The organism is Lactobacillus sp. OTU4228 (assembly GCF_001006945.1).
Classification (GTDB): Bacteria; Bacillota; Bacilli; order Lactobacillales; family Lactobacillaceae; genus Lactobacillus; species Lactobacillus amylovorus.
On the sequence record NZ_CDLD01000033.1, the window covers coordinates 64,535 to 84,195 of the forward strand.

General features: G+C 38.4%; 19 protein-coding genes. 1 reads left to right on the forward strand and 18 read right to left on the reverse strand.

Annotated elements, in window-relative coordinates:
• Positions 1 to 157: 157 nt before the first annotated feature.
• The 10 genes from BN1206_RS06140 to BN1206_RS06185 form a co-directional block, all read right to left on the reverse strand.
• On the reverse strand, positions 158 to 1,927 hold the full coding sequence (locus tag BN1206_RS06140) for an oligopeptide ABC transporter substrate-binding protein (RefSeq protein ID WP_052543064.1): 1,770 nt from the start codon (positions 1,925 to 1,927) through the stop codon (positions 158 to 160).
• 218 nt (positions 1,928 to 2,145) lie between these two features.
• A complete protein-coding gene (locus tag BN1206_RS06145) occupies positions 2,146 to 3,078 on the reverse strand; it encodes an ABC transporter permease (protein ID WP_013642164.1) in 933 nt (310 codons plus the stop codon).
• Positions 3,079 to 3,092: 14 nt separating this feature from the next.
• Positions 3,093 to 4,052, reverse strand: a complete 960-nt coding sequence (gene opp4B, locus BN1206_RS06150; protein WP_013642165.1) for an oligopeptide ABC transporter permease — start codon at positions 4,050 to 4,052, stop codon at positions 3,093 to 3,095.
• A gap of 2 nt (positions 4,053 to 4,054) precedes the next feature.
• Positions 4,055 to 5,041 (reverse strand): ATP-binding cassette domain-containing protein, encoded by a 987-nt coding sequence (locus BN1206_RS06155; RefSeq protein WP_013642166.1) that lies wholly within the window; start codon positions 5,039 to 5,041, stop codon positions 4,055 to 4,057.
• 3 nt (positions 5,042 to 5,044) lie between these two features.
• Entirely contained in the window at positions 5,045 to 6,067 is a 1,023-nt protein-coding gene (locus tag BN1206_RS06160; protein ID WP_022087350.1) for an ABC transporter ATP-binding protein, read from the reverse strand.
• 120 nt (positions 6,068 to 6,187) lie between these two features.
• Positions 6,188 to 6,430 (reverse strand): acyl carrier protein, encoded by a 243-nt coding sequence (gene acpP, locus BN1206_RS06165; protein ID WP_013438182.1) that lies wholly within the window; start codon positions 6,428 to 6,430, stop codon positions 6,188 to 6,190.
• A gap of 33 nt (positions 6,431 to 6,463) precedes the next feature.
• Complete coding sequence (gene plsX / locus BN1206_RS06170; RefSeq protein ID WP_013438183.1) at positions 6,464 to 7,465, reverse strand: phosphate acyltransferase PlsX; 1,002 nt, start codon at positions 7,463 to 7,465, stop codon at positions 6,464 to 6,466.
• Between the two features lie 22 nt (positions 7,466 to 7,487).
• Positions 7,488 to 9,524 carry an ATP-dependent DNA helicase RecG gene (recG, locus tag BN1206_RS06175; protein WP_014565966.1) on the reverse strand — a complete coding sequence of 679 codons (2,037 nt, stop codon included), beginning with the start codon at positions 9,522 to 9,524 and terminating at the stop codon, positions 7,488 to 7,490.
• Between the two features lies 1 nt (position 9,525).
• Complete coding sequence (locus BN1206_RS06180; RefSeq protein WP_013438185.1) at positions 9,526 to 11,187, reverse strand: DAK2 domain-containing protein; 1,662 nt, start codon at positions 11,185 to 11,187, stop codon at positions 9,526 to 9,528.
• A 21-nt stretch (positions 11,188 to 11,208) separates the two neighbouring features.
• A complete protein-coding gene (locus BN1206_RS06185) occupies positions 11,209 to 11,571 on the reverse strand; it encodes an Asp23/Gls24 family envelope stress response protein (RefSeq protein ID WP_003547910.1) in 363 nt (120 codons plus the stop codon).
• 167 nt (positions 11,572 to 11,738) lie between these two features.
• On the opposite strand from BN1206_RS06185, the gene rpmB reads away from it, so the two are divergent.
• Positions 11,739 to 11,924, forward strand: a complete 186-nt coding sequence (rpmB, locus tag BN1206_RS06190; protein WP_007125368.1) for a 50S ribosomal protein L28 — start codon at positions 11,739 to 11,741, stop codon at positions 11,922 to 11,924.
• Between the two features lie 98 nt (positions 11,925 to 12,022).
• Here rpmB and BN1206_RS06195 read toward each other — a convergent pair whose 3' ends face one another.
• The 8 genes from BN1206_RS06195 to fmt are packed head-to-tail and all read right to left on the reverse strand — an operon-like array spanning position 12,023 to position 19,648.
• Entirely contained in the window at positions 12,023 to 12,328 is a 306-nt protein-coding gene (locus tag BN1206_RS06195) for a hypothetical protein (protein WP_013438186.1), read from the reverse strand.
• A 44-nt stretch (positions 12,329 to 12,372) separates the two neighbouring features.
• Positions 12,373 to 13,059, reverse strand: a complete 687-nt coding sequence (locus tag BN1206_RS06200; RefSeq protein ID WP_052543065.1) for a thiamine diphosphokinase — start codon at positions 13,057 to 13,059, stop codon at positions 12,373 to 12,375.
• Complete coding sequence (rpe, locus tag BN1206_RS06205; protein ID WP_052543066.1) at positions 13,059 to 13,709, reverse strand: ribulose-phosphate 3-epimerase; 651 nt, start codon at positions 13,707 to 13,709, stop codon at positions 13,059 to 13,061. Before rpe ends, BN1206_RS06200 begins: the two co-directional genes overlap by 1 nt.
• Before the next feature lie 11 nt (positions 13,710 to 13,720).
• Positions 13,721 to 14,611 (reverse strand): ribosome small subunit-dependent GTPase A, encoded by an 891-nt coding sequence (gene rsgA, locus BN1206_RS06210; RefSeq protein WP_013438189.1) that lies wholly within the window; start codon positions 14,609 to 14,611, stop codon positions 13,721 to 13,723.
• Positions 14,612 to 16,639 (reverse strand): Stk1 family PASTA domain-containing Ser/Thr kinase, encoded by a 2,028-nt coding sequence (gene pknB, locus BN1206_RS06215; RefSeq protein ID WP_022087353.1) that lies wholly within the window; start codon positions 16,637 to 16,639, stop codon positions 14,612 to 14,614.
• A complete protein-coding gene (locus BN1206_RS06220; RefSeq protein ID WP_013438191.1) occupies positions 16,629 to 17,384 on the reverse strand; it encodes a Stp1/IreP family PP2C-type Ser/Thr phosphatase in 756 nt (251 codons plus the stop codon). The genes pknB and BN1206_RS06220 overlap by 11 nt, the downstream gene beginning before the upstream one ends.
• Positions 17,385 to 17,388: 4 nt before the next feature.
• Positions 17,389 to 18,717 (reverse strand): 16S rRNA (cytosine(967)-C(5))-methyltransferase RsmB, encoded by a 1,329-nt coding sequence (rsmB, locus tag BN1206_RS06225; protein WP_052543067.1) that lies wholly within the window; start codon positions 18,715 to 18,717, stop codon positions 17,389 to 17,391.
• Positions 18,704 to 19,648 carry a methionyl-tRNA formyltransferase gene (gene fmt, locus BN1206_RS06230; RefSeq protein WP_013642174.1) on the reverse strand — a complete coding sequence of 315 codons (945 nt, stop codon included), beginning with the start codon at positions 19,646 to 19,648 and terminating at the stop codon, positions 18,704 to 18,706. Before fmt ends, rsmB begins: the two co-directional genes overlap by 14 nt.
• Positions 19,649 to 19,661 lie beyond the last annotated feature (13 nt).

Here is a 19,661-nt window from a genome sequence, read left to right on the forward strand (position 1 = left end):
ACTATTACAAAATAGTTACAATAGCATGAAAACGGCAGGTATCTTTTTAAGACATCTGTCGCTTTTTTATGTTAGTTATTAGATTTTTAATATGAAAGTTTATGTAAAGGATTATTTATTGTTTAGAAATTTTGGAGATTTTTACTAATGTGCCTAATTACTTAGCGTAACCTACTTGGTACCATAATTGGTGACCGTTGTTGTTTTGTGATGGCTTAGTTGAGTAACCGGTGATCTTGTTGTTTACAGCATTGATACTGTATGAGTTGCTGGTTGGGATTACAAAGGCTTCATCGAACATGTACTTTTGCCATTGGTGGAAGACCTTTACACGGTACTTAGTGTTAAATGACTTCTCTGAGTCCATTTCAGCAAGCAGCTTGTTGTTTTCTGGAGTTACGAAACGTTCGTAGTTCATTGGTGAAGTTTCACCGTACATGCTTCCTTGTGATGGTTCAGAAGCTAAGCTCCAACCTGCTTGGAAGAAGTCGATATCCTTAGAATCGTTTTGAACCTTGTCGTAGAATGAGTTGAATTCCATCAAACGACCACCAGTAAGCTTAACGTTCAAACCGATCTTGTGCCATTGTTGTAAGTAGTTTTGAGCAATAGCTTCAGCGTTTGGTGAACCTGACATAGCAGCAAAGTGAAGTACTAATGGCTTACCGTTAGGTTGTACACGCCACTTACCCTTCTTCTTGTAGCCAGCCTTGTCCAATAATTGGTTAGCCTTCTTCAAGTTGTAGTTGTAGCCCTTGATGCTGCTGTCGTGGTATTCACCGAAGCCTGAAGGAATTAAAGTATTAACTCTGAAGCTCAAGCCTTGGGTGTAACGCTTGTTAACGGCATCAATGTTCATTGCATAACCAATAGCTTGACGCAATGACTTGTTGGAAACCTTGGAGTTCTTATCCATGACATTCTTGCCAGTCTTAGCGTCCCATTTACCCATCTTAAAACCAACGTAGTTGTATGCCAATGGAACTTGAGCAACCCAGTTAACACCCTTGGTGTTCTTAACTTGATCCCATTGTGAGTTAATTACGCCAGCGATATCGAACTTGTGACTCTTAATAGCTTGCGAAGCTGAGTTAGGGCTAACTACTTGGATTACAACCTTGTTTAACTTTGGTTTACCTCTCCAGTAGTACTTGTTTGGTACCCAAGTTACTGATTGACCACGAACAAGCTTATCAAGTTTAAATGGACCAAAGTATAATGGCTTCTTTCTGATTTGATCACATGATTGAAGCTTGTTAAATGGAACATTCTTTAAGTAGTGGTATGGTGCAGCTGATTCCCAGAAGTAGCCGTTACCTGAGAAGTACATACCTGGTCTCATTTGTTTGTAGTGAATTACAATTGTACGACCCTTTTCACCATCTGGCATTTCAATACCAGAAATAGTCTTAGCCTTGCCTTCGTGGTATTCTTTCATACCTTGAATTGACTCAAGAGTTGAATCGTAACGTTGTGCTTGAGTCTTCTTGTTTGCCAAAATTTCGTATGGATATTCAAGGTCTTTAGCATTTACTTGCTTACCGTCTGACCACTTAACACCCTTCTTAACAGTGATGGTTACTGTCTTGGCCTTACGGTCAAGTTTCATAGTTGCGGCACCTTTATTGTTAATTCTGTAATGATCATCAGTATCGAATAATGATTCTTCACCAGGTGCAGCTACATTTGAGTCAATTGCGGAAGTTGATAATTCATCTGAAAAGATTCCAGTAAATGGAGTATCAGTTTCCAAAGCTACAGAAACGGTACCACCCTGCTTGGTAGCTTTCTTAGGAGTTGAATCTGGAAACTTCTTAGCATCCTTTGCTCCTTGGTTATTGCTGTTACCGCTTTGACCACAAGCAGCCAATGCTAATGCGGCCGCGGAAACTACTCCGACAGAACCTAAAATCTTTGTTAATTTCATATAATTATTCCTCCATCTAGGATATCTTTTATGATTTTTATTAAAAATCTTTGAATCAAGTTGATGATTAAATAATACCACGCTATATTAGTTTTTCAATAGTTTTATGAAATTATTTTTAATTTTTATTTTATTAGAATTACATAACTTTATTATCATGCAGACACAAAAACAGCTCTATCAAGCGATAGAGCTGTTTTAATATATTTATTAGATTATTAATTTTCACGTTGTCTTGCGTCACCAGCACGTTGAAGAGCACGACCAACGTAGTTAATACTTAAGGAAATTACCAAAAGCAAGATAGTAGCTGGAAGCCATAACCATGGACGGTTAATAACGTTAACTGGGTCATCAGCAAATCCAATCAAAGTACCAAGTGATGGTGTAGTAGTTGGCAACCCATAGCCCAAGAAAGACAGACTAGTTTCAATACCAATGTTACCAGCAATAGTTAAAACAACGTCGATGATAATCATTGAAGTAATGTTTGGCAAAACTTCACGGAACATGATTTGTAAGTTAGATGAGCCTGATGTCTTTGATGCCAAAACATAGTCACGGTCACGTTGTGACAGAATGAATGAACGGTAATAACGTGCCGTCGTCGTCCATCCGAACATCGCGATCAAGAATACCAAAGTTACAGCGTTGTAGTTAGGAATAACTGTAGTCAAAACAATGATAATTGGCATTTGTGGCAAAATTTGAATGAAGTCAACTATTCTCATGATGATGACATCAATAACACCACCATAGTAACCAGAAACTAATCCGACTACCAACCCAACGATTTCAGTGATTACAGTAACTGAGATACCGATCATGATTGAGTTACGTCCACCCATGATGAGTAGCTTCAAAATGTCACGACCACCATCATCAGTACCAAGAAGGTGACCACCTTGGCCCCAACCGTAATATGCGTCAGCGATATTCATTTCAGTAATTTGTGCTCTATTCAAGAACAGTGAACCACCAAAAGTGAATAACAAAATTAAAATAATGATAATCAACGCTGTTAAAGCAGACTTAGAACGTAAAATTTCACGTACAGCCACCTTGAATCCAGAAGGTGGGAGAGTAGCCTTTGGTGTAGCGTCTTTTTTACTTGCTTTCTTTGTAGCAGTATCTTTCTTCTTATCAGCCATTTCTTCTCTCCTCCCTATTGAATTCTAATACGTGGGTCAATAATACTCATAATGATATCTGACAATAAGTTACCAATTAAAGTCAAAATACCAAAGATAAGAATCAAAGCAGTTAAAGTGGTGTAGTCACGTTGACTGATTGAGTCAAGGAACAACTTACCCATACCAGGATAACTGAAGACACTTTCAATAATCATTGAACCACTAAGAAGACCAGTAATAGTATTACCAAGGAAGGCAGCGATTGGCAATAATGAGTTTCTCAAAATGTGTTTATGGAAAACGACATTTTCAGGAACACCTTTACTGCGAGCTGTTCTGACGTAGTCTTCAACCTTGTTGTCAACGATACCAGTTCTCAAGTACTGAACGATACCAGTAGTAGTAATCAAAGCATACAAGACTGCTGGCAAAATCATGTGGTAAAGTCTACTGCCAAGCACGCCCCAGAATCCTGACGCGTTAGCTGAAACTGAACCTGAGATTGGGAACCAACCTAAAGTAAAGCCGAAGAGCCATAATCCTAAGATATAGAATACGAACCCTGGCGTTGCCAAAGTAATGTAGTTAAAGATTTGAACACTAGTATCTTGCCATTCATCTTGGTGACGACCAGCAGTGATACCAAGAGGAATAGCAATACTATAAGTCAAAATTGTAGTCAAAAGTGAAAGCCAGAAAGTATTGTTTGCACGATCGGCAATCAATGAAACTACTGGAACGTGCTGGATGTAACTTGTACCTAAATCACCATGGAACAAGTTGCCCACCCATCTAAAGTATTGCACGTACCAAGGATCATAAAGACCAGCAGCTCTTTTTAAAGCTTCAATTTGCTTCGGGTCAGTGTTAGGGTTGATTGATCCGCTGAATGGGTCACCAGGCATCATCTTAGCTAAAAGGAAGACGAGCAGACTCAAGATGATCAATTGAGGGATCATGATTAATAAACGACGTAAGATTGTTTTCCACATGCTTAATCACTCTCCTTTTCTTCTCGTTCTTCAATTTTAGCTTCTTGTGCCATGTCTTTTGGCAAAGCTACCCAGTGGTTAGGAGCTACCTTTTGAAGTGGGTAAACACGACCATTTTCGTCATACCACTTGCTTTGGTTTTCCTTAAATTCTCTTTCGACTTGTTCACGGTGCTTCTTGTGTTCTTCACGGTGTTCTACGTCTACCCTAGGAATTGCGGAAAGAAGTCGCTTAGTATAAATATGAATTGGGTGCTTGTAAATTTCATCACGGCTACCCAGTTCTACCAAACGACCACGGTGCATAATCGCCAAATTTTCTGACATATGCTTAACCACGCCTAAGTCGTGAGAAATGAATAAGTATGCAATGTTGTATTGTTGTTGAATGTGCTTCATGAAGTTCAAAACCTGAGCTTGAACTGATAAGTCCAAAGCACTAGTTGGTTCATCGGCTACAATCAATTTTGGATTCGTAGCTACCGCACGAGCAACACCAATTCTTTGACGCTGACCACCAGAGAATTCATGAGGATATTTGTAAATCGCATCACTAGGCATCCCTACAATATCGAGTAATTCTTGTACACGATCACGTTCTTGATCAGTAGTCAAGTTTTCGAAGTTTCTGATTGGCTCAGCAATGATATCTTCGATTCTCTTTCTTGGGTTCAAACTTGACATTGAATCCTGGAAAATCATTTGAACATCCTTGTTGTAGTCAAGCTTTCTACGATTGCTTGCCTTAGTTACGTCTAGGCCCTTATACATAATTTGACCACTAGTAGCTTTTTCAACACCAACAATTACCTTACCAGTCGTTGACTTACCAGAACCAGATTCACCAATTAAGCCGTAGGTTTCACCTTCACCAATTGAGAAGTTAACCCCATCAACGGCACGAACATAATCAGTAATTCTGTTCCAAAAGCCTGAACGAATTGGGTAATATACTTTTAAATCTTTAATCTGAATTATTTCTTTGCCCATATACTACTCCCCACTTGCTGCTTTTTGCGTTTCGTCTTCAAAATGGAAGGTCTTCCAGCAAGTACATCTTACCCAGTGACCTGGGACTACTTCGTGTACTTGTGGATTTTCTTCATGAGCGCTTGCTGGAATCCATGGGATTCTAGCAGCAAATCTATCACCTGTACGTGGCATATTCTTAAGTGATGGCACAGTACCATGAATAACATGGAGGTCCTCATCTGAATCATCAGATTGAGGCATTGAATTAAGCAATGATCTTGTGTACGGATGAAGAGGATTTTCGAAAATCGTCTTTACATCTGATTTTTCTACGATTTGACCAGCATACATAACAGCAACTTCATCTGCAGTTTCTGCCACAACGCCCAAGTCGTGTGTAATCAAAATAATACCTGAGTGTGATTGCTTTTGAATGTCTTCAAGCAAGTCCAAAATTTGAGCTTGGATAGTTACATCCAAAGCTGTTGTTGGTTCATCAGCAATGATGATTTCAGGCTTACATGCGATAGCCATCGCAATAACGACACGTTGACGCAAACCACCTGATAATTCGTGTGGATACATTGCGTACATTTCTTCAGGCTTAGGCATACCTACTTGATTAAACAATTCAATAACACGTGCATGACGTGCCTTTTCATCCATATCCGTATGGTAGTATAAAGTTTCAGCTACTTGATCACCAACACGCATCAAAGGATTCAAGCTGGCTAGTGGGTCTTGGAAGATCATACCGATCTTGTCGCCACGAATCTTATTAAACAATGATTCATTCAAACCAACTAGGTTCAATTCGTTGTAAAGAATATCACCTGTAACTTTAGTGTTTTTATGGTCATACAATCCAATAATACTTGCAGCGATAGTACTCTTACCGCAACCAGATTCGCCTACGATAGCAAGAATTTCGTCACGCTTCAAAGTCAAATTAATATCATCTGCAGCATCATAGAATTTCCCTTGCAAACGGTACGCCGTATGCAGGTGCTGAATATCTAATAATAGATCACTCTGCTTTTCCAAAGGTCATTCCTCCATTTATGGCTTTGTTCATTAAAAGCCGTTTAATCTTTTCTATTTATTTTCTAATTATAAACACAAAGCTGGTCGTATGCAAATAGCTACACGGCTTTTTTTAGGAAATTAACCTTGATGAGACTCGATATATGAGACTGCATCCCCAACTGTTTTAATCTTTTCAGCTTCTTCATCAGGGATTTCTGAGCCGAATTCATCTTCAAGTTGCAAAATGAATTCTACTAGGTCAATTGAATCAGCATCCAAATCGTCGGTAAAGCTAGTACTTTCAGTGATCTTGTCTTTATCTACATCAAAATTTTCAGCAATCAAATCTTTGATCTTATTAAAAATCTCTTCTTTTGACATATAAATATTCCTCCTTTTTAATAAATTATTTTACTATTTTGAAGCAAATTCGTCTTTAAAATCTTCAACAAGATTTTCTTTAATCATTTTATCAACCTGCTTCAAGGTGTAGTAAATCGGTCTTACATCTGAACGGCCGTGTGTCTTAACAACTGGTGCATTGACACCAAGAAGGACAGCTCCACCATACTTAGCAGTATCAAATTTTGATCTAAGGCTGGATAATGAACCCCTGACCATTAAAGCACCAAGCTTAGTCATGACGCCACCATTTAAAAGACTGTCTTTTAATAGATGTAAAAGAACGCTTGAAGTTCCTTCGATATTTTTAAGAACGGCATTGCCGGTAAAACCATCAGTAACTACAACATCAGCGTTGCCAAGCAATAGTTCGTTACCTTCAATATTTCCTTGGAAGTTCAATGAACTATCCTTCAGCAATTGATAAGCTTGTTGGTGAACATCGTCACCCTTGTCGCTTTCTGCACCAACATTTAAAAGGCTAATACGTGGATTTTCAATACCGCGAATCTTTTCTGCATAATAAGAAGCCATTTGCGCCCATTGCAACAAGTATTCAGGCTTACTCTTAGCGTTAGCACCTACATCTACCATGTTAAAGCCATCATCACTGTTTTGTGCAGGAAGCGTTGGCATCAAACCAGGACGAACGATGCCTTTAATTCGGCCGATGATAAAGATACCACATGCCAAAAGCGCACCGGTGTTACCTAATGAAAGAAGTGCATCAGCTTTTCCTTCTTTAACATAATTTGCGGCAACCACCATTGAAGAATCTTTTTTCTTTCTGATGGCTCTTACTGGCTCATCTTCATCTTCAATAATTTCAGTTGTTGATACAACACCCAATTGATCATTAATTTGATCAGCTGGAATTAATTTACGCAATTGTTCTTTATCACCAAATAGTAAAAATTTAGTGTCGGGCATTTCGCCTTTTGCTTTCAAAACAGCCTCAATGATTGCTTCTGGGGCATTTTCACCGCCCATGGCATCAATTGCAATTGTTCTCATATACTTTTTCACCACATCTTTTTTAAATTCTGTTTTGTTCTAATTGCTTATATTCTAACACTTGCTTTAAGGAATTATGTTCCGGACTTGTTAATTCTGGATCTGCTTTAACCAACTCACGGGCGACCTTTTGGGCCACTACTAACGTATTGTAATTATTGACCACATCACCTACGCGAAATTCTGGCAAACCGGATTGAGCTTTACCGAATAAATCACCTTCACCACGCATTTTAAGATCTTCCTCAGCCAATTTAAACCCATTGTTGGTTGCGGCAATGATTTTCATTCTAGCCTTGCCTGAATCCGTCTTAGGATCTGCAATAAAGATACAGTAACTTTGTGTTTGACCACGTCCAATTCTTCCACGCAGCTGGTGCAATTGACTTAGACCAAAACGATCGGCATTATAAATGACCATCATGTTGGCATTAGCTACGTCAACTCCAACTTCGATTACGCTGGTCGTTACCAAAATATTGATTTCACCACTAGCAAAGGCGGACATGATCTCGTCTTTTTTAGCTCCTGGCATTTGTCCGTGTAAAAGCACTACATTCTGATCTGGAAAATCATGGCTTAATTTTTCATGCAATTCTTCAGCATTCTTTAAATCCAGAGTTTCTGATTCTGTAATCAATGGCGTTACCGCATAAATTTGGAAGCCCTGATCTAGTTGCTCGTACATTAACTTGTAAACGTCTTTCATCTGGCTGCTGGTCTTCCAAGCCGAAATGATTGGTTTTCGGCCAGCCGGCAGATGATGAATTTCAGATACTGTCATATCGCCATAAACAGTCAGAGCCAAAGTTCGAGGAATTGGCGTTGCCGTCATTGCTAAAATATCCGGATTGTCACCTTTATTGATCAAAGCTTGTCTTTGACCAACACCGAACCTGTGCTGTTCATCAATGATGACTAAGCCTAACTTTTTAAAGATGACGTTCTTTTGGATTAAAGCATGAGTACCAATGACGACATTGATCGTTCCGTCCGTTAACTCGCAATAAATTTCACGGCGCTCGAGTGTTTTAGTATTACCTGTAAGTAAAGCTACTCTTACGCCAAGTGGACGCAGCAACTCATCAATCTTTTTAAAATGCTGCGTAGCCAAGATTTCGGTTGGCACCATCAAGGCAGCCTGGTAGCCCGCACTAATTGCCGCAAAGATAGCATAAACAGCTACAATGGTTTTACCAGAGCCAACATCACCTTGAAGCAATCTTCTCATTTGACCATCTGAGTGCATATCCGCGAAAATTTCATTAACAACTTTCTTTTGATCATCAGAAAGCTCAAATGGCAAAGATTTAGTCAAATTAGCTATTTCTTTTAAATCATATTTCTTAGGGTAACCCTGCTGCTTACCATCATGATTTGCAAGCAACGCCAGCTGCAATTCAAAAATGAAGAATTCACGGAAAATCGCACTTCTTTTAGCCAATTCAGCATCATGACCATTTTTAGGGTGATGCATTTTTTGAATAATTTCTTGATCATGTAGCAGACGATACTTTTCCATGATTTCTTTTGGAACAATATCCTGCACCTGATCTAAGAAACTATCAATAGCCAAATTAATTAAATTAATCAGCTTCTTTTGCTTTACGTGTCGATTAACTGGATAAATCGGCGCCATACCACTGTCATTTTCTTTAGCAGCTACAAATTTAAAGGCGGACAAACTTTGCCGAGCGACATTGTATTTACCATAAATGGCAACTTCTTGCCCAATCTCAATTTTACTTTTCAGCCACGGTTGATTAAAAAAATTGACCATGACAATATCATGGTCAATTCTTATTTTGAAGCTTAGTCTGCTCTTCTTGTATCCAAATCCACTAACAAAAGGCTCAGTTGCTACGATTCCTTTCAGCATTACCTTTTGACCATCCATGATTTGGTCTAACGGCAATGTTTGAAGTTCGTCATATCGAAAAGGAAAATAAAAGAGTAAGTCATAAATACTATAAATCCCTAAGCTTCCTAGATCAGCTGCAGTCTTTGTCCCTACGCCTTTTAAATCTGTTACCGGAGCAAATAATGCATTATCTAACATTTTATTCAACTGATACTAAGAAATGATATACTGGTTGACCGCCATCATGAATTTCAAATTCAAGATCATCATGTTTTTCTTCAAGTTGGCTAACCACTTCTTGTGCTTCTTCTTCATTTGAATCACGACCAAACATGATGGTAATGATTTCTGAATCTTCATCAAGCATCTTTTCGATCATTTCGGTAGTAGCCTTGATCAAATCAGCGTTATCAACCTTAATATTACCGTCGATGATACCAAGGTAATCATTCTTGTGAATTTCTACGTCGTCAATTTCAGTATCACGAGTAGCTTGAGTTACTTCACCTGAAACTACAGTGTCGAGATCTTCTGACATAGCTTCAACGTTATCATCAACGGAAGCATCTGGGTTAAATGAAAGCATTGCAGTAAGACCTTGTGAGATAGTCTTGCTTGGTACGATACCTACTGGAATGTCACTAACTTCTGCAGCTTGCTTAGCAGCCATCACGATATTACCGTTGTTTGGCAAAACAATTGCCTTCTTAGCACCTGACTTCTTGATTGCATCAATAAAGTCTTGGGTTGATGGGTTCATTGTTTGACCACCAGAAATAATTCTGTTTACGCCTTCGCTTTCAAACAATTTTCTAATACCGTTACCAGAAGCTACGGCAATAACAGCAAAGTCAACTGATCCTTGTTGTTCTTCATCTTGATCAACGATGCTTTCGTGTTGGATACGCATGTTGTCGATCTTGATCTTGCCTAATTGACCGAATTGACTACCGTACTTGAAGACATCACCAGGGTGTTCGGTGTGAACGTGAACCTTAGCAATTTCACCATCAGATACAGCTAAAAGTGAGTCGCCCAAACCTGACAAGTGCTTTCTGAATTCTTCCAAATCGAATTTCTTCTTGTTTGGCACGTCAGCGTTAAGGTCAACCATAATTTCAGTACAGTAGCCGTTCTTGATATCTTGAGTAGCTAGTTGACTTTGTACAGAAGATTGGTGGTGCATTGCGTTGATCATTTCATCCATTTCAGTTTCGTCAGGTTGATATTGATCAGCAAAGTTTTCACCAAGAAGACCTTCTAAGAAACCTTCATAAATGAACAAAAGTCCTTGACCACCTGAGTCAACAACACCAACTTGCTTCAATACTGGAAGTAAATCTGGAGTTGATTTAAGAGCCTTCTTAGCACCTTCAACAACTGCCTTCATTACTTCAGTAACATCATCAGTGTCATTAGCCTTAGAAGCACCTTCTTGAGCAGCAACACGAGCTACAGTCAAAATAGTACCTTCGACAGGTTTCATTACTGCCTTATAAGCAGTAGCTACACCATTTGAAAAGGCGTTAGCCAATTCTTGTGCAGTTAAGGTCTTCATGCCTTGAGTAGCTTTGTAGAAGCCGCGGAACAACTGTGAAGTAATAACACCACTGTTACCACGTGCACCCATCAACATTCCTTTAGCTAAGCTTTCAGTCAAATCACCAACATTGCTGCTAGGATTTTCAGAAACGGCTCTTGCCCCACTTTCAATAGTTAAATTCATGTTGGTACCAGTATCACCATCAGGAACTGGGAACACGTTCAATGAGTTAACAAACTCAGCGTTCTTACCAATTCTGTGGGTGGCAACACGCACCATATCTCTAAATTGCTTACTATCTATTTCATTTAAAACCACTATTTAAAACCTCCGCTTACGTTATTCGTCAAGTACTTTTACGCTTTGAACGATTACATTAACGGCTTTAGTGTTAATTCCTAATTGATTAGAAAGATTGAATTTAACACTGTCTTGAACATTCTTACTTACTTCAGAAATCTTAAGTCCATAACCAACAATAATGTACACGTCAACAGTAATTTCATTATCTTCTGACTTTACAACAACGCCACGTTTATAGTTGGCGCGGTTAAGAATCCCGTCAAAGCCATCGCGAATAGCATTCTTAGATGCCATTCCTACAACGCCATAATTAGACGTAGCTGCGCCACCAACAACAGTTGCAATTACACCGTTTGAAATATCAATCAAACCATCTTTTGTCTTGATCTTAACAGCCATCTTTGTCCTCCGTCTCATTATCTATGTATACGTTTATTATTTTATCATAGTACTTACTCAATCAATAAACAAAATACGTTGTAAAAAAATCCTTTTAGAGTTGAATTGCTTCAAAACATATGATAATCTAATTAAGTATGACACCACAAATAAAGGAGGTTTAGCAAATGGCAAAAGATTACGTAACAGGTAAGAAGACTACATTCGGTAACAAACGTTCACACTCAATGAACTCAGCTCGTCGTGCTTGGAAGCCAAACCTTCAAAAAGTTCGCATTCTTGTTGACGGTAAGCCAAAGCGCGTTTGGGTTTCAACCAAGGCTTTAAAGTCTGGTAAAGTTACTCGTGCCTAATAATAAAAAAGCCTATTAGATCTTCGATCTGGTAGACTATTTTTTTACGCTTTTTTAGCAATCATAAAAGGGACAGCTTCACGCTGTCCCTTTTTCTTTTATTTCATAATGTTGTGATGCTTATCATCGTCTGAAATTTCTTCTGCCATTCTTTCATCGATTGGCGTATAAGCATACTCAGTAATCATTTCACCAAGCTTAGTTGGCAAACCTAAATCTTGATAAGTAACGTTTCTAGCCGCACCGTTAATTGTAGCAACTTCCTTATTCTTCTTTTTATCAAAAACATGAACGTGATTCTTGTGCATGTAGTCCTCTACATTTCTCTTAGCACGATCAAGTCTGGCTTCATAGCGACCGTTTTCGAAATCAGCAACATCTTTTTCAAAATCAGTATACTTCATAATATTTCCTCATTTCTTTTTCTTTACCCTATTTTCACACTTTTTCAAAGATTATGAAAGCGATTGATATCTTTAGAATAAATTGCCGCAATCAAGCCTTGTTTAAAGGTAATCTTGAAACTGTCGCTGTTAGGTAAAAATTCATTTGATGAAAAAACGCGAGGATACTTACCTGAATAATTTTTCAGATCATATCTTGCACCAATTATATTAAAATCCTCAGTTGCAGAGAGCAAAGCAAAACCGATATACGGATATTCTTCCTTTCTCTCAATCACATGCATCCCTGGATTAAAGAATTCGATGCTGTTTTGTTTATCTGACAATTCTACCTTTGGCGCAAATTGATTAACAGCCGGATTAAGAAGCATCAATAAATTAATCAAGAAGTGGTCTAGTCTGCCACCGGTTGCACCTAAAATAGTTAATTTATCTGCATGATAGTCGTTAAAAACCGTTTTCAGCATTAACTCCGAATCGGTCAAATCTTTAACTGGGTTAGAATAGCGGATGTCTGTTACACTCTTTTCAATCCGTGCCAAATCATTATCTTGTAATGAATCAAAGTCGCCAATCGCTACATCGGGCGTAATACCTAGTTCTTCTAAAAACAAGGCACCACGATCGACACCGAAAATCAATCCATGATTGCGTTTAGCCTCTAATAGCTGCTCTTTAATATCCTGGGGCCATAAATCAGTCGGGCCACCTAATAATGCATATACTCTCATTATTTAATGACATTTTCTAATTTACGAACTTGGTTAGCTATATCACCATTTTTATATAAATATGAACCCACTACAAAGACATTAGCACCAGCATCCTTGGCGATTTTAATAGTTTGATCATTAACACCGCCATCTACTTCAATAGCAATATCGTTGCTAACAATTTCTCTAGCCTGTTTAATTTTCTCAGCAGAATCCTCAATAAATTTTTGTCCGCCAAAGCCAGGATGAACCGTCATTACTAATACCTGATCAAGCTTAGATGCAAACTTAGCTACAACATTGCTAGGCGTATCAGGATTAATTGCTAAAGAAGTTTTGACATCATTGGAAATTAAGTAATCAAGCCAATAATCCAATTTCTTCTCACTCATTGCTTCATAGTGAAGTTCAATCAGATCAGCACCCGCATCCACAAAGGCTGGTATAAGATCATCTGGATTATCACTCATTAAATGAATTTCTGATTCTGTCATCGGAAATTCACGTTTGAAGTCTTGAACCAATTGAGGTCCAAAAGAAAGATTAGGCACAAAATGTCCATCCATAATATCGATGTGAAATCTGCTAATTCCTGCAGCAATGGCATCTTTGACATCATTTTCTAAATTTAGATTATCTGCATTCAAAATTGATGGTGCAATAAGCATATTTTCCTCCGTTATTTTAAGTATTCGGGGATGCGGCCTTCACTAATTTCGGTCCGCATTGCCAAATAATCCTTGTATCGGCTTGCTAAAATTTTACCTTCTTCAAGCAGCTTCTTTACTTCACAACCTGGTTCTTTCAAGTGCTGACAGCCGCGAAACTTACATTTTTGACTAGCACGCTTGAATTCCACAAAGTAATTGCATAATTCATTAAGTTTAATTGGGGTCAAATCAATTGAAGAAAAGCCAGGTGTATCAGCAAGGAAGCCTTCGCCCAACTTAAACAATTCTACTTTTCTAGTAGTGTGCTTACCGCGGTTTAAACTAGTCGAAATTTCGCCTGTAGCTTGATGAGCGTCTTCTTTTAAGTGATTCAATAAAGTTGACTTACCCGCACCAGATTGTCCCGCTAGCGTCCAAATTTGATCTTTACCGATCAATTCTGGAATCTTAATTTGTACATCATGATAGTCAGTAAAAACAGGATAACCGATTTCTTGATAGTAAGCTAAAGATTTTTTTATTTCACTAAGTTTATCATCGTCGATCAGATCAGCCTTAGACAAATAAATAGTTGCCTTTACCTTTTGCCAAGAAAAGAAAATCAAAAAGCGGTCTAATAATTCTAATGAAAAATCTGGTTCAACCGCAGAAATTACCAATAATACATGGCTAACATTTGCGACAGCTGGACGGCCAATTCGATTTAACCGCGGCATAATTTTAACCAGATAACTCATTCCTTTGTCATCGATCTGGATTTCTACTCGGTCTCCTACTGCTGGTTTTTGCTTTTTTTGACGAAAAACGCCACGAGCACGCGTTCTCACGATACCCGCAGCGGTTTCTACGTCATAATAACCAGCAATTAAACCAATAACAGTTCCTTGTGCTAGTTTCATTTATTTAGTCACCTTTTCATTCAAGATAGTTTCTCCATTGCGGACTACTCTTAATTGTCCTGCACCATTCTTAATTGAAAATGGAATTGAGAAGCTCATATCACGTTTAATATAAAGATCACGGTAAATATTGCTTAAGTAGTGATCGTCGTCCTTAATATAGATCTGAACATGATCGCCCTTAGTAGAACTTGACTTGCTGGATGAACTGTCTTCATCTTTATTATTATCTGTTTCTCCAGCACTGTCGTCTGCTGTCCCAACATAGTTTACGGTAAAGTTCTTAGTTATTGTGGTCTCTTTTTCTTCCTTGGGTCCACGAGAAACCTTAATTGCAATGGTTGAGCCACGATCAACTTTTGTTCCAGGACCTGGATCCATTGAAATGATTAAGCCTTTTTCGACATCATCAGAGTACTTTTGATTAATCTGCAAAGTTAAACCATGATCTCTTGCATAATCTTGAGCACTCTTTAATGAGTAATTATGCAAATCTTTCAATGTCACCGTATTACTTCTTTGACGTGGAGCCTTACCTCTAGAAACTACCAAAGTAATTGTAGTTTGCGTTGGCTTAACTTCAACCCCGGCAGCAATACTTTGCGAAATGATGTTGCCTTGAGTAATCTTGCTTGAGAATTGATCTTCTCTAACCACATCGAAGCCCTGATTTTCTAACTTCTCAGCGGCCTTATCATAATCATCGCCTACTACGTCAGGCACCTTTACCATGCTTGAACCGCTAGAAACGATCAAATTGACAGATTTTCCTCGATCAAGAGAATTGCCAGCCGTCGGCTTAGTGGCAATGACATAGCCCTTTTTAACATCATCAGATTGACGTCGAATAATTTTACCCACTTGCAAGCCAGCAGCTTCTAACTTTCTCTCCGCTGCATTCTCAGCAATGTTGGTTACATCAGGGACATTGACTTGCTTGGGTTGATTATTGCCGCTTAAAGCAAAAATCATAATGAAAATAATCAACCCAGCGGCAATCACAGAAAAGATCCACCACCATTTATGAGCTTTAACATTCTGCCAAAAGCTCTTTTTTTCTTTCTTAGGTGTTTCTTCTACCTCTGATTTTTCCTCTTTCTTGGATTCCTCAGCAGTAGTCTTTTGTGGTTTAAATCCTGGTAAAACGATGGTTTTATCATCGCTATTGCCGTGATTCGGAACAAAGATTGGTTCATCGCTTCGTTCGGGATCAAGACTGCTATCAAGATCTGCCTTCATTACTTGAGCAGAAGCGTAACGATCACGTGGATCCTTAGCTGTCGCCTTTAAAACGACATTCTCTAATGCTTGCGGAACGCTCTTGTCTTTCTTTCTAATTGAAGGAATAGGTTCTTGAGCATGTTTTAAAGCAACAGAAACAGGCGTATCCCCATTAAATGGCACAGTACCTGTAATCAATTCATAAAGAATGATCCCAAGAGAATAAATGTCGGATTGCTTAGTAACCAATCCTCCTCTTGTTTGTTCTGGTGACATGTAATGGACAGAACCCATCACTGAATTAGTTTGCGTAATTGAGCTTTGGTTAAGCGCTACTGCAATACCAAAATCGGCGATTTTAATATTACCTCTTTTATCCATTAAGATATTTTGTGGCTTTAAGTCTCGGTGAATCACATTATGCTTGTGAGCAAGAGCTACCGCACTTAAAATTTGATCCATGATGCGAATTACTTCACGCAAATCTAATGGAGAATTTTCACGGATATATTCTTTTAAATCAGGACCGTCGACATATTCCATTACCATATAAGGAAGTCCATGATCCGTACCAACATCAAGAACTGAGACAATATTAGGATGACTTAGCTCACTGGTAGCTAATGCTTCTCTTTGGAAGCGAGCTTGCGTTTGAGGTTCATTTTGCAAATCTAAGCGCAAGATTTTAACAGCAACTTTACGCTGTAAAATAATATCTTCAGCCAGATAAACATTGGCCATCCCGCCTTCGCCTAAAGTATCAATAATGCGATAGCGCTCTCCAAGCAGATAACCTTTATCGATCACTGCTTTCGTCCTCCTTATTCCAAATTAGGCAGACAGTAATATTGTCACCACCACCTAATCGATTAGCCTCGCTAATTAACTTATTGCAGCGTTCTTTCAAACTTAATTCTTTAGTTGCCAAAATTTGTTGAATTTGCGGATCACTAAGAGAATTAGTTAATCCATCGGTACACAACAAGATAATGTCATTATCGCCCAATTTAATTTCATTAATCTCAGGATCAATCGTACTAGATACACCCAAAGCTTGAGTAATAATGTTCTTTTGTGGGTGATGCTTAGCTTGTTCTTTGGTAATTTGACCCATTTTAACCAATTCGTTGACTAAAGAATGGTCTTCTGTGAGTTGAACAAACTTTCCTTCTGAGTAGCTATATGCACGTGAATCACCCAAATGAGCAATTAAAGCATCATTGTCAAAAGCAAAGGCTAAAACAATGGTGGTCCCCATTCCGTTTAAATCGGGAAACTTATCAGCCGTTTTCAAAATGGTTTCATTTTCAGAATTTAACTGAACATCCAACCATTTATGCGCAATATTAGTATCGGTGAAGTCGGTAATGCCGAAGTTATGCCCCAAATGCGTAACTGCCATTGTTGAGGCTACGTCGCCGCCTTGATGTCCACCCATGCCGTCGCAGACGACCGCCAAAGTGATTCCCTTGCGATTTTTAAAAACTTGTACAAAATCTTGATTGCTTTTTCGTACCTTACCGATACTAGAAGCGTATGCTGTTTCAATCAAAAATCTAACCTCGCATCTTAAATTTAGCAATGAAAAATCCATCATTGTTATCTTGGTCAGGCATTATTTTTAGCATCCCAGTCTTTGATTCCAACTTGCTGAGCTTGAATGGCTTTAATTCGAAATCGGGATGCAATTTTAAGAATTTTTCGACCACGGCTTCATCTTCTTCTACCGAAATTGAGCAAGTAGAATAAACTAATTCACCGTCTTCTTTTAATAATGGACTAACTGAATCTAAAATTGCCAATTGAATTTTTTGTAAATTCTGCAAGTCGCGTTCAGTCTTAGTATAGCGAATTTCTGGCTTACGTCTTAATAAACCTAAACCAGAACAAGGTGCATCTACTAAAATCTTAGTAAATTCTCCCGGCTTGAAAACATCTTGTACTTTGCGCGCATCACAAGCTTTAATTTTAACCTTATTAGCTACATTCATTCTTTTCGCATTTTCTTTAACTAAATGCAATTTCTTTTCATGAATGTCTAAAGCTGTTACATCACCGGCGACAACTCGCTCTGCCATTTGCACGGTTTTACCGCCCGGAGCACTACATGCGTCCAAAATATGCTCTTCTTTGGAATCAAAATCAAAAGATTCTATCACTAAACTAGCGGCTTCATCTTGAATTGTCAATTTTCCGCGCTTGAATAAATCACTTTGACTAACGCCGCCATGACCTAAAATTATATCATTAACAGATAAGTTAGACCATTCGGGTTCATAACCTTCCGTTTTTAGTTGATTAAAGACTTGATCTCGATCACATAATGCTGAAATGCGGACACTATTTTTAGCCGGTTGATTGATGCTTTCAAGCAACTTTTTAGTACGGTCCATGCCCCAATAATTGGCAAAATAATTTACTAGCCATTCAGGCATACTTTCTTTTACACTCAAATATTTTATTTCATCTTTTGCGTCAGGTAAAATTACGCCTCGTCTAATAAATGAACGTAAAATTCCATTCACTACACGATAGCCAGATGAGTGATGCTTGCCAAACTGTTTAGCAAGTTTATTTGCTTCATCTAAGACCGCGCGATTGGGAACTTTATCCAAAAAGACAATTTGATAAATGGACATCAATAAAAGTGGCTTTAGATATTTCTCAGTTAATTTAATTCTCACTAAGCCTTTCAATTGATACTCTAAAAAAAGTCGATACTGAATCGTCCCATAAACAATCTTAGTGGCTAAATTTTGATCAGCCTGTGAGAGATCTGAATGGTTAAGACTGTTATTTAGGCTGATGTTTGAATAGGATTTATCTTGTAAAACCTTGATTAATGTTTCTAAGCTGATTGCACGAGCGCTTTTACTTGTCGACAATTTCTTCTCCTGGTGTAAACTTGCTACCTTGACCGTTCAAAAAGTTCTTAATATTCATGCGCTTCTTGCCACTTGGTTGTACTTCAAGCAAATTCAAAACATTACCATCGGCAAAACTAATAGCGAAGCGACCCTTATTTGCGACAACTGAACCTGGCTTCAAATCTGTAGTTTCATCAGCAACTTCAGCCTTCCAAACCTTGAAACGCTTGCCTTCAACCATCATGTAAGCGCCTGGATCTGGGTTAAGAGCACGAATCATATTATTGGCTTCAGTAGCTGTCATGCTAGTAGTGATTCTTTCTTGCTCTTTGGTAATATTAGGTGAAAAGACCACTTTATCAGGATCTTGAGGCGTCTTTTTAACAGTACCATCAATAATTGAAGGTAAAGTCTTAAGCAAAAGATCACGACCTACAATTGCCAACTTGGCAAATAAAGTACCAGCATTATCATCCGGTTGAATCTTAATTGCTTCTTGAGCATAAATATCGCCGGCGTCCATCTTTTTGACCATTTCCATAATGGTAATACCAGTTTCGGCATCCCCGTTAATTAAAGAATATTGGATTGGTGCACCGCCACGATACTTAGGCAAAAGTGAGCCATGAACATTTACAGCAGCAATTTTAACTGAATTCAAAAACTTAGTTGGCAAAAATTGACCATAGGCTGCAGTAACAATTAAGTCAGCGTGCATATCAATTAATTCTTGCATTTCGTCAGAGCCAGATAATTTTGCAGGTTGGTAAATAGGTAAATTATGTTTTTCTGCAGCAACCTTAGCTGGACTCTTAGTAATTTTTTGCTTACGTCCAACCTTCTTGTCTGGTTGAGTTACTACAGCCTTAATTTCATAATTATTTTCAATTAAACCTTCAAGTACTGGAACTGAAAATTCCGGTGTTCCCATAAATATTACTGATGTCATTACAGCATCTCCT

Coding starts and splice junctions, on each gene's coding strand:
- BN1206_RS06195 (WP_013438186.1), bottom strand. CDS start 12,328: ATGAAGTATACTGATTTTGAAAAAGATGTTGCTGATTTCGAAAACGGT.
- rpmB (WP_007125368.1), top strand. CDS start 11,739: ATGGCAAAAGATTACGTAACAGGTAAGAAGACTACATTCGGTAACAAA.
- BN1206_RS06140 (WP_052543064.1), bottom strand. CDS start 1,927: ATGAAATTAACAAAGATTTTAGGTTCTGTCGGAGTAGTTTCCGCGGCC.
- BN1206_RS06145 (WP_013642164.1), bottom strand. CDS start 3,078: ATGGCTGATAAGAAGAAAGATACTGCTACAAAGAAAGCAAGTAAAAAA.
- opp4B (WP_013642165.1), bottom strand. CDS start 4,052: ATGTGGAAAACAATCTTACGTCGTTTATTAATCATGATCCCTCAATTG.
- rpe (WP_052543066.1), bottom strand. CDS start 13,709: ATGCTTATTGCACCATCAATTTTGAATGCAGATAATCTAAATTTAGAA.
- acpP (WP_013438182.1), bottom strand. CDS start 6,430: ATGTCAAAAGAAGAGATTTTTAATAAGATCAAAGATTTGATTGCTGAA.
- BN1206_RS06200 (WP_052543065.1), bottom strand. CDS start 13,059: ATGAGAGTATATGCATTATTAGGTGGCCCGACTGATTTATGGCCCCAG.
- plsX (WP_013438183.1), bottom strand. CDS start 7,465: ATGAGAACAATTGCAATTGATGCCATGGGCGGTGAAAATGCCCCAGAA.
- rsgA (WP_013438189.1), bottom strand. CDS start 14,611: ATGAAACTAGCACAAGGAACTGTTATTGGTTTAATTGCTGGTTATTAT.
- recG (WP_014565966.1), bottom strand. CDS start 9,524: ATGTTAGATAATGCATTATTTGCTCCGGTAACAGATTTAAAAGGCGTA.
- BN1206_RS06185 (WP_003547910.1), bottom strand. CDS start 11,571: ATGGCTGTTAAGATCAAGACAAAAGATGGTTTGATTGATATTTCAAAC.
- fmt (WP_013642174.1), bottom strand. CDS start 19,648: ATGACATCAGTAATATTTATGGGAACACCGGAATTTTCAGTTCCAGTA.
- BN1206_RS06155 (WP_013642166.1), bottom strand. CDS start 5,041: ATGGGCAAAGAAATAATTCAGATTAAAGATTTAAAAGTATATTACCCA.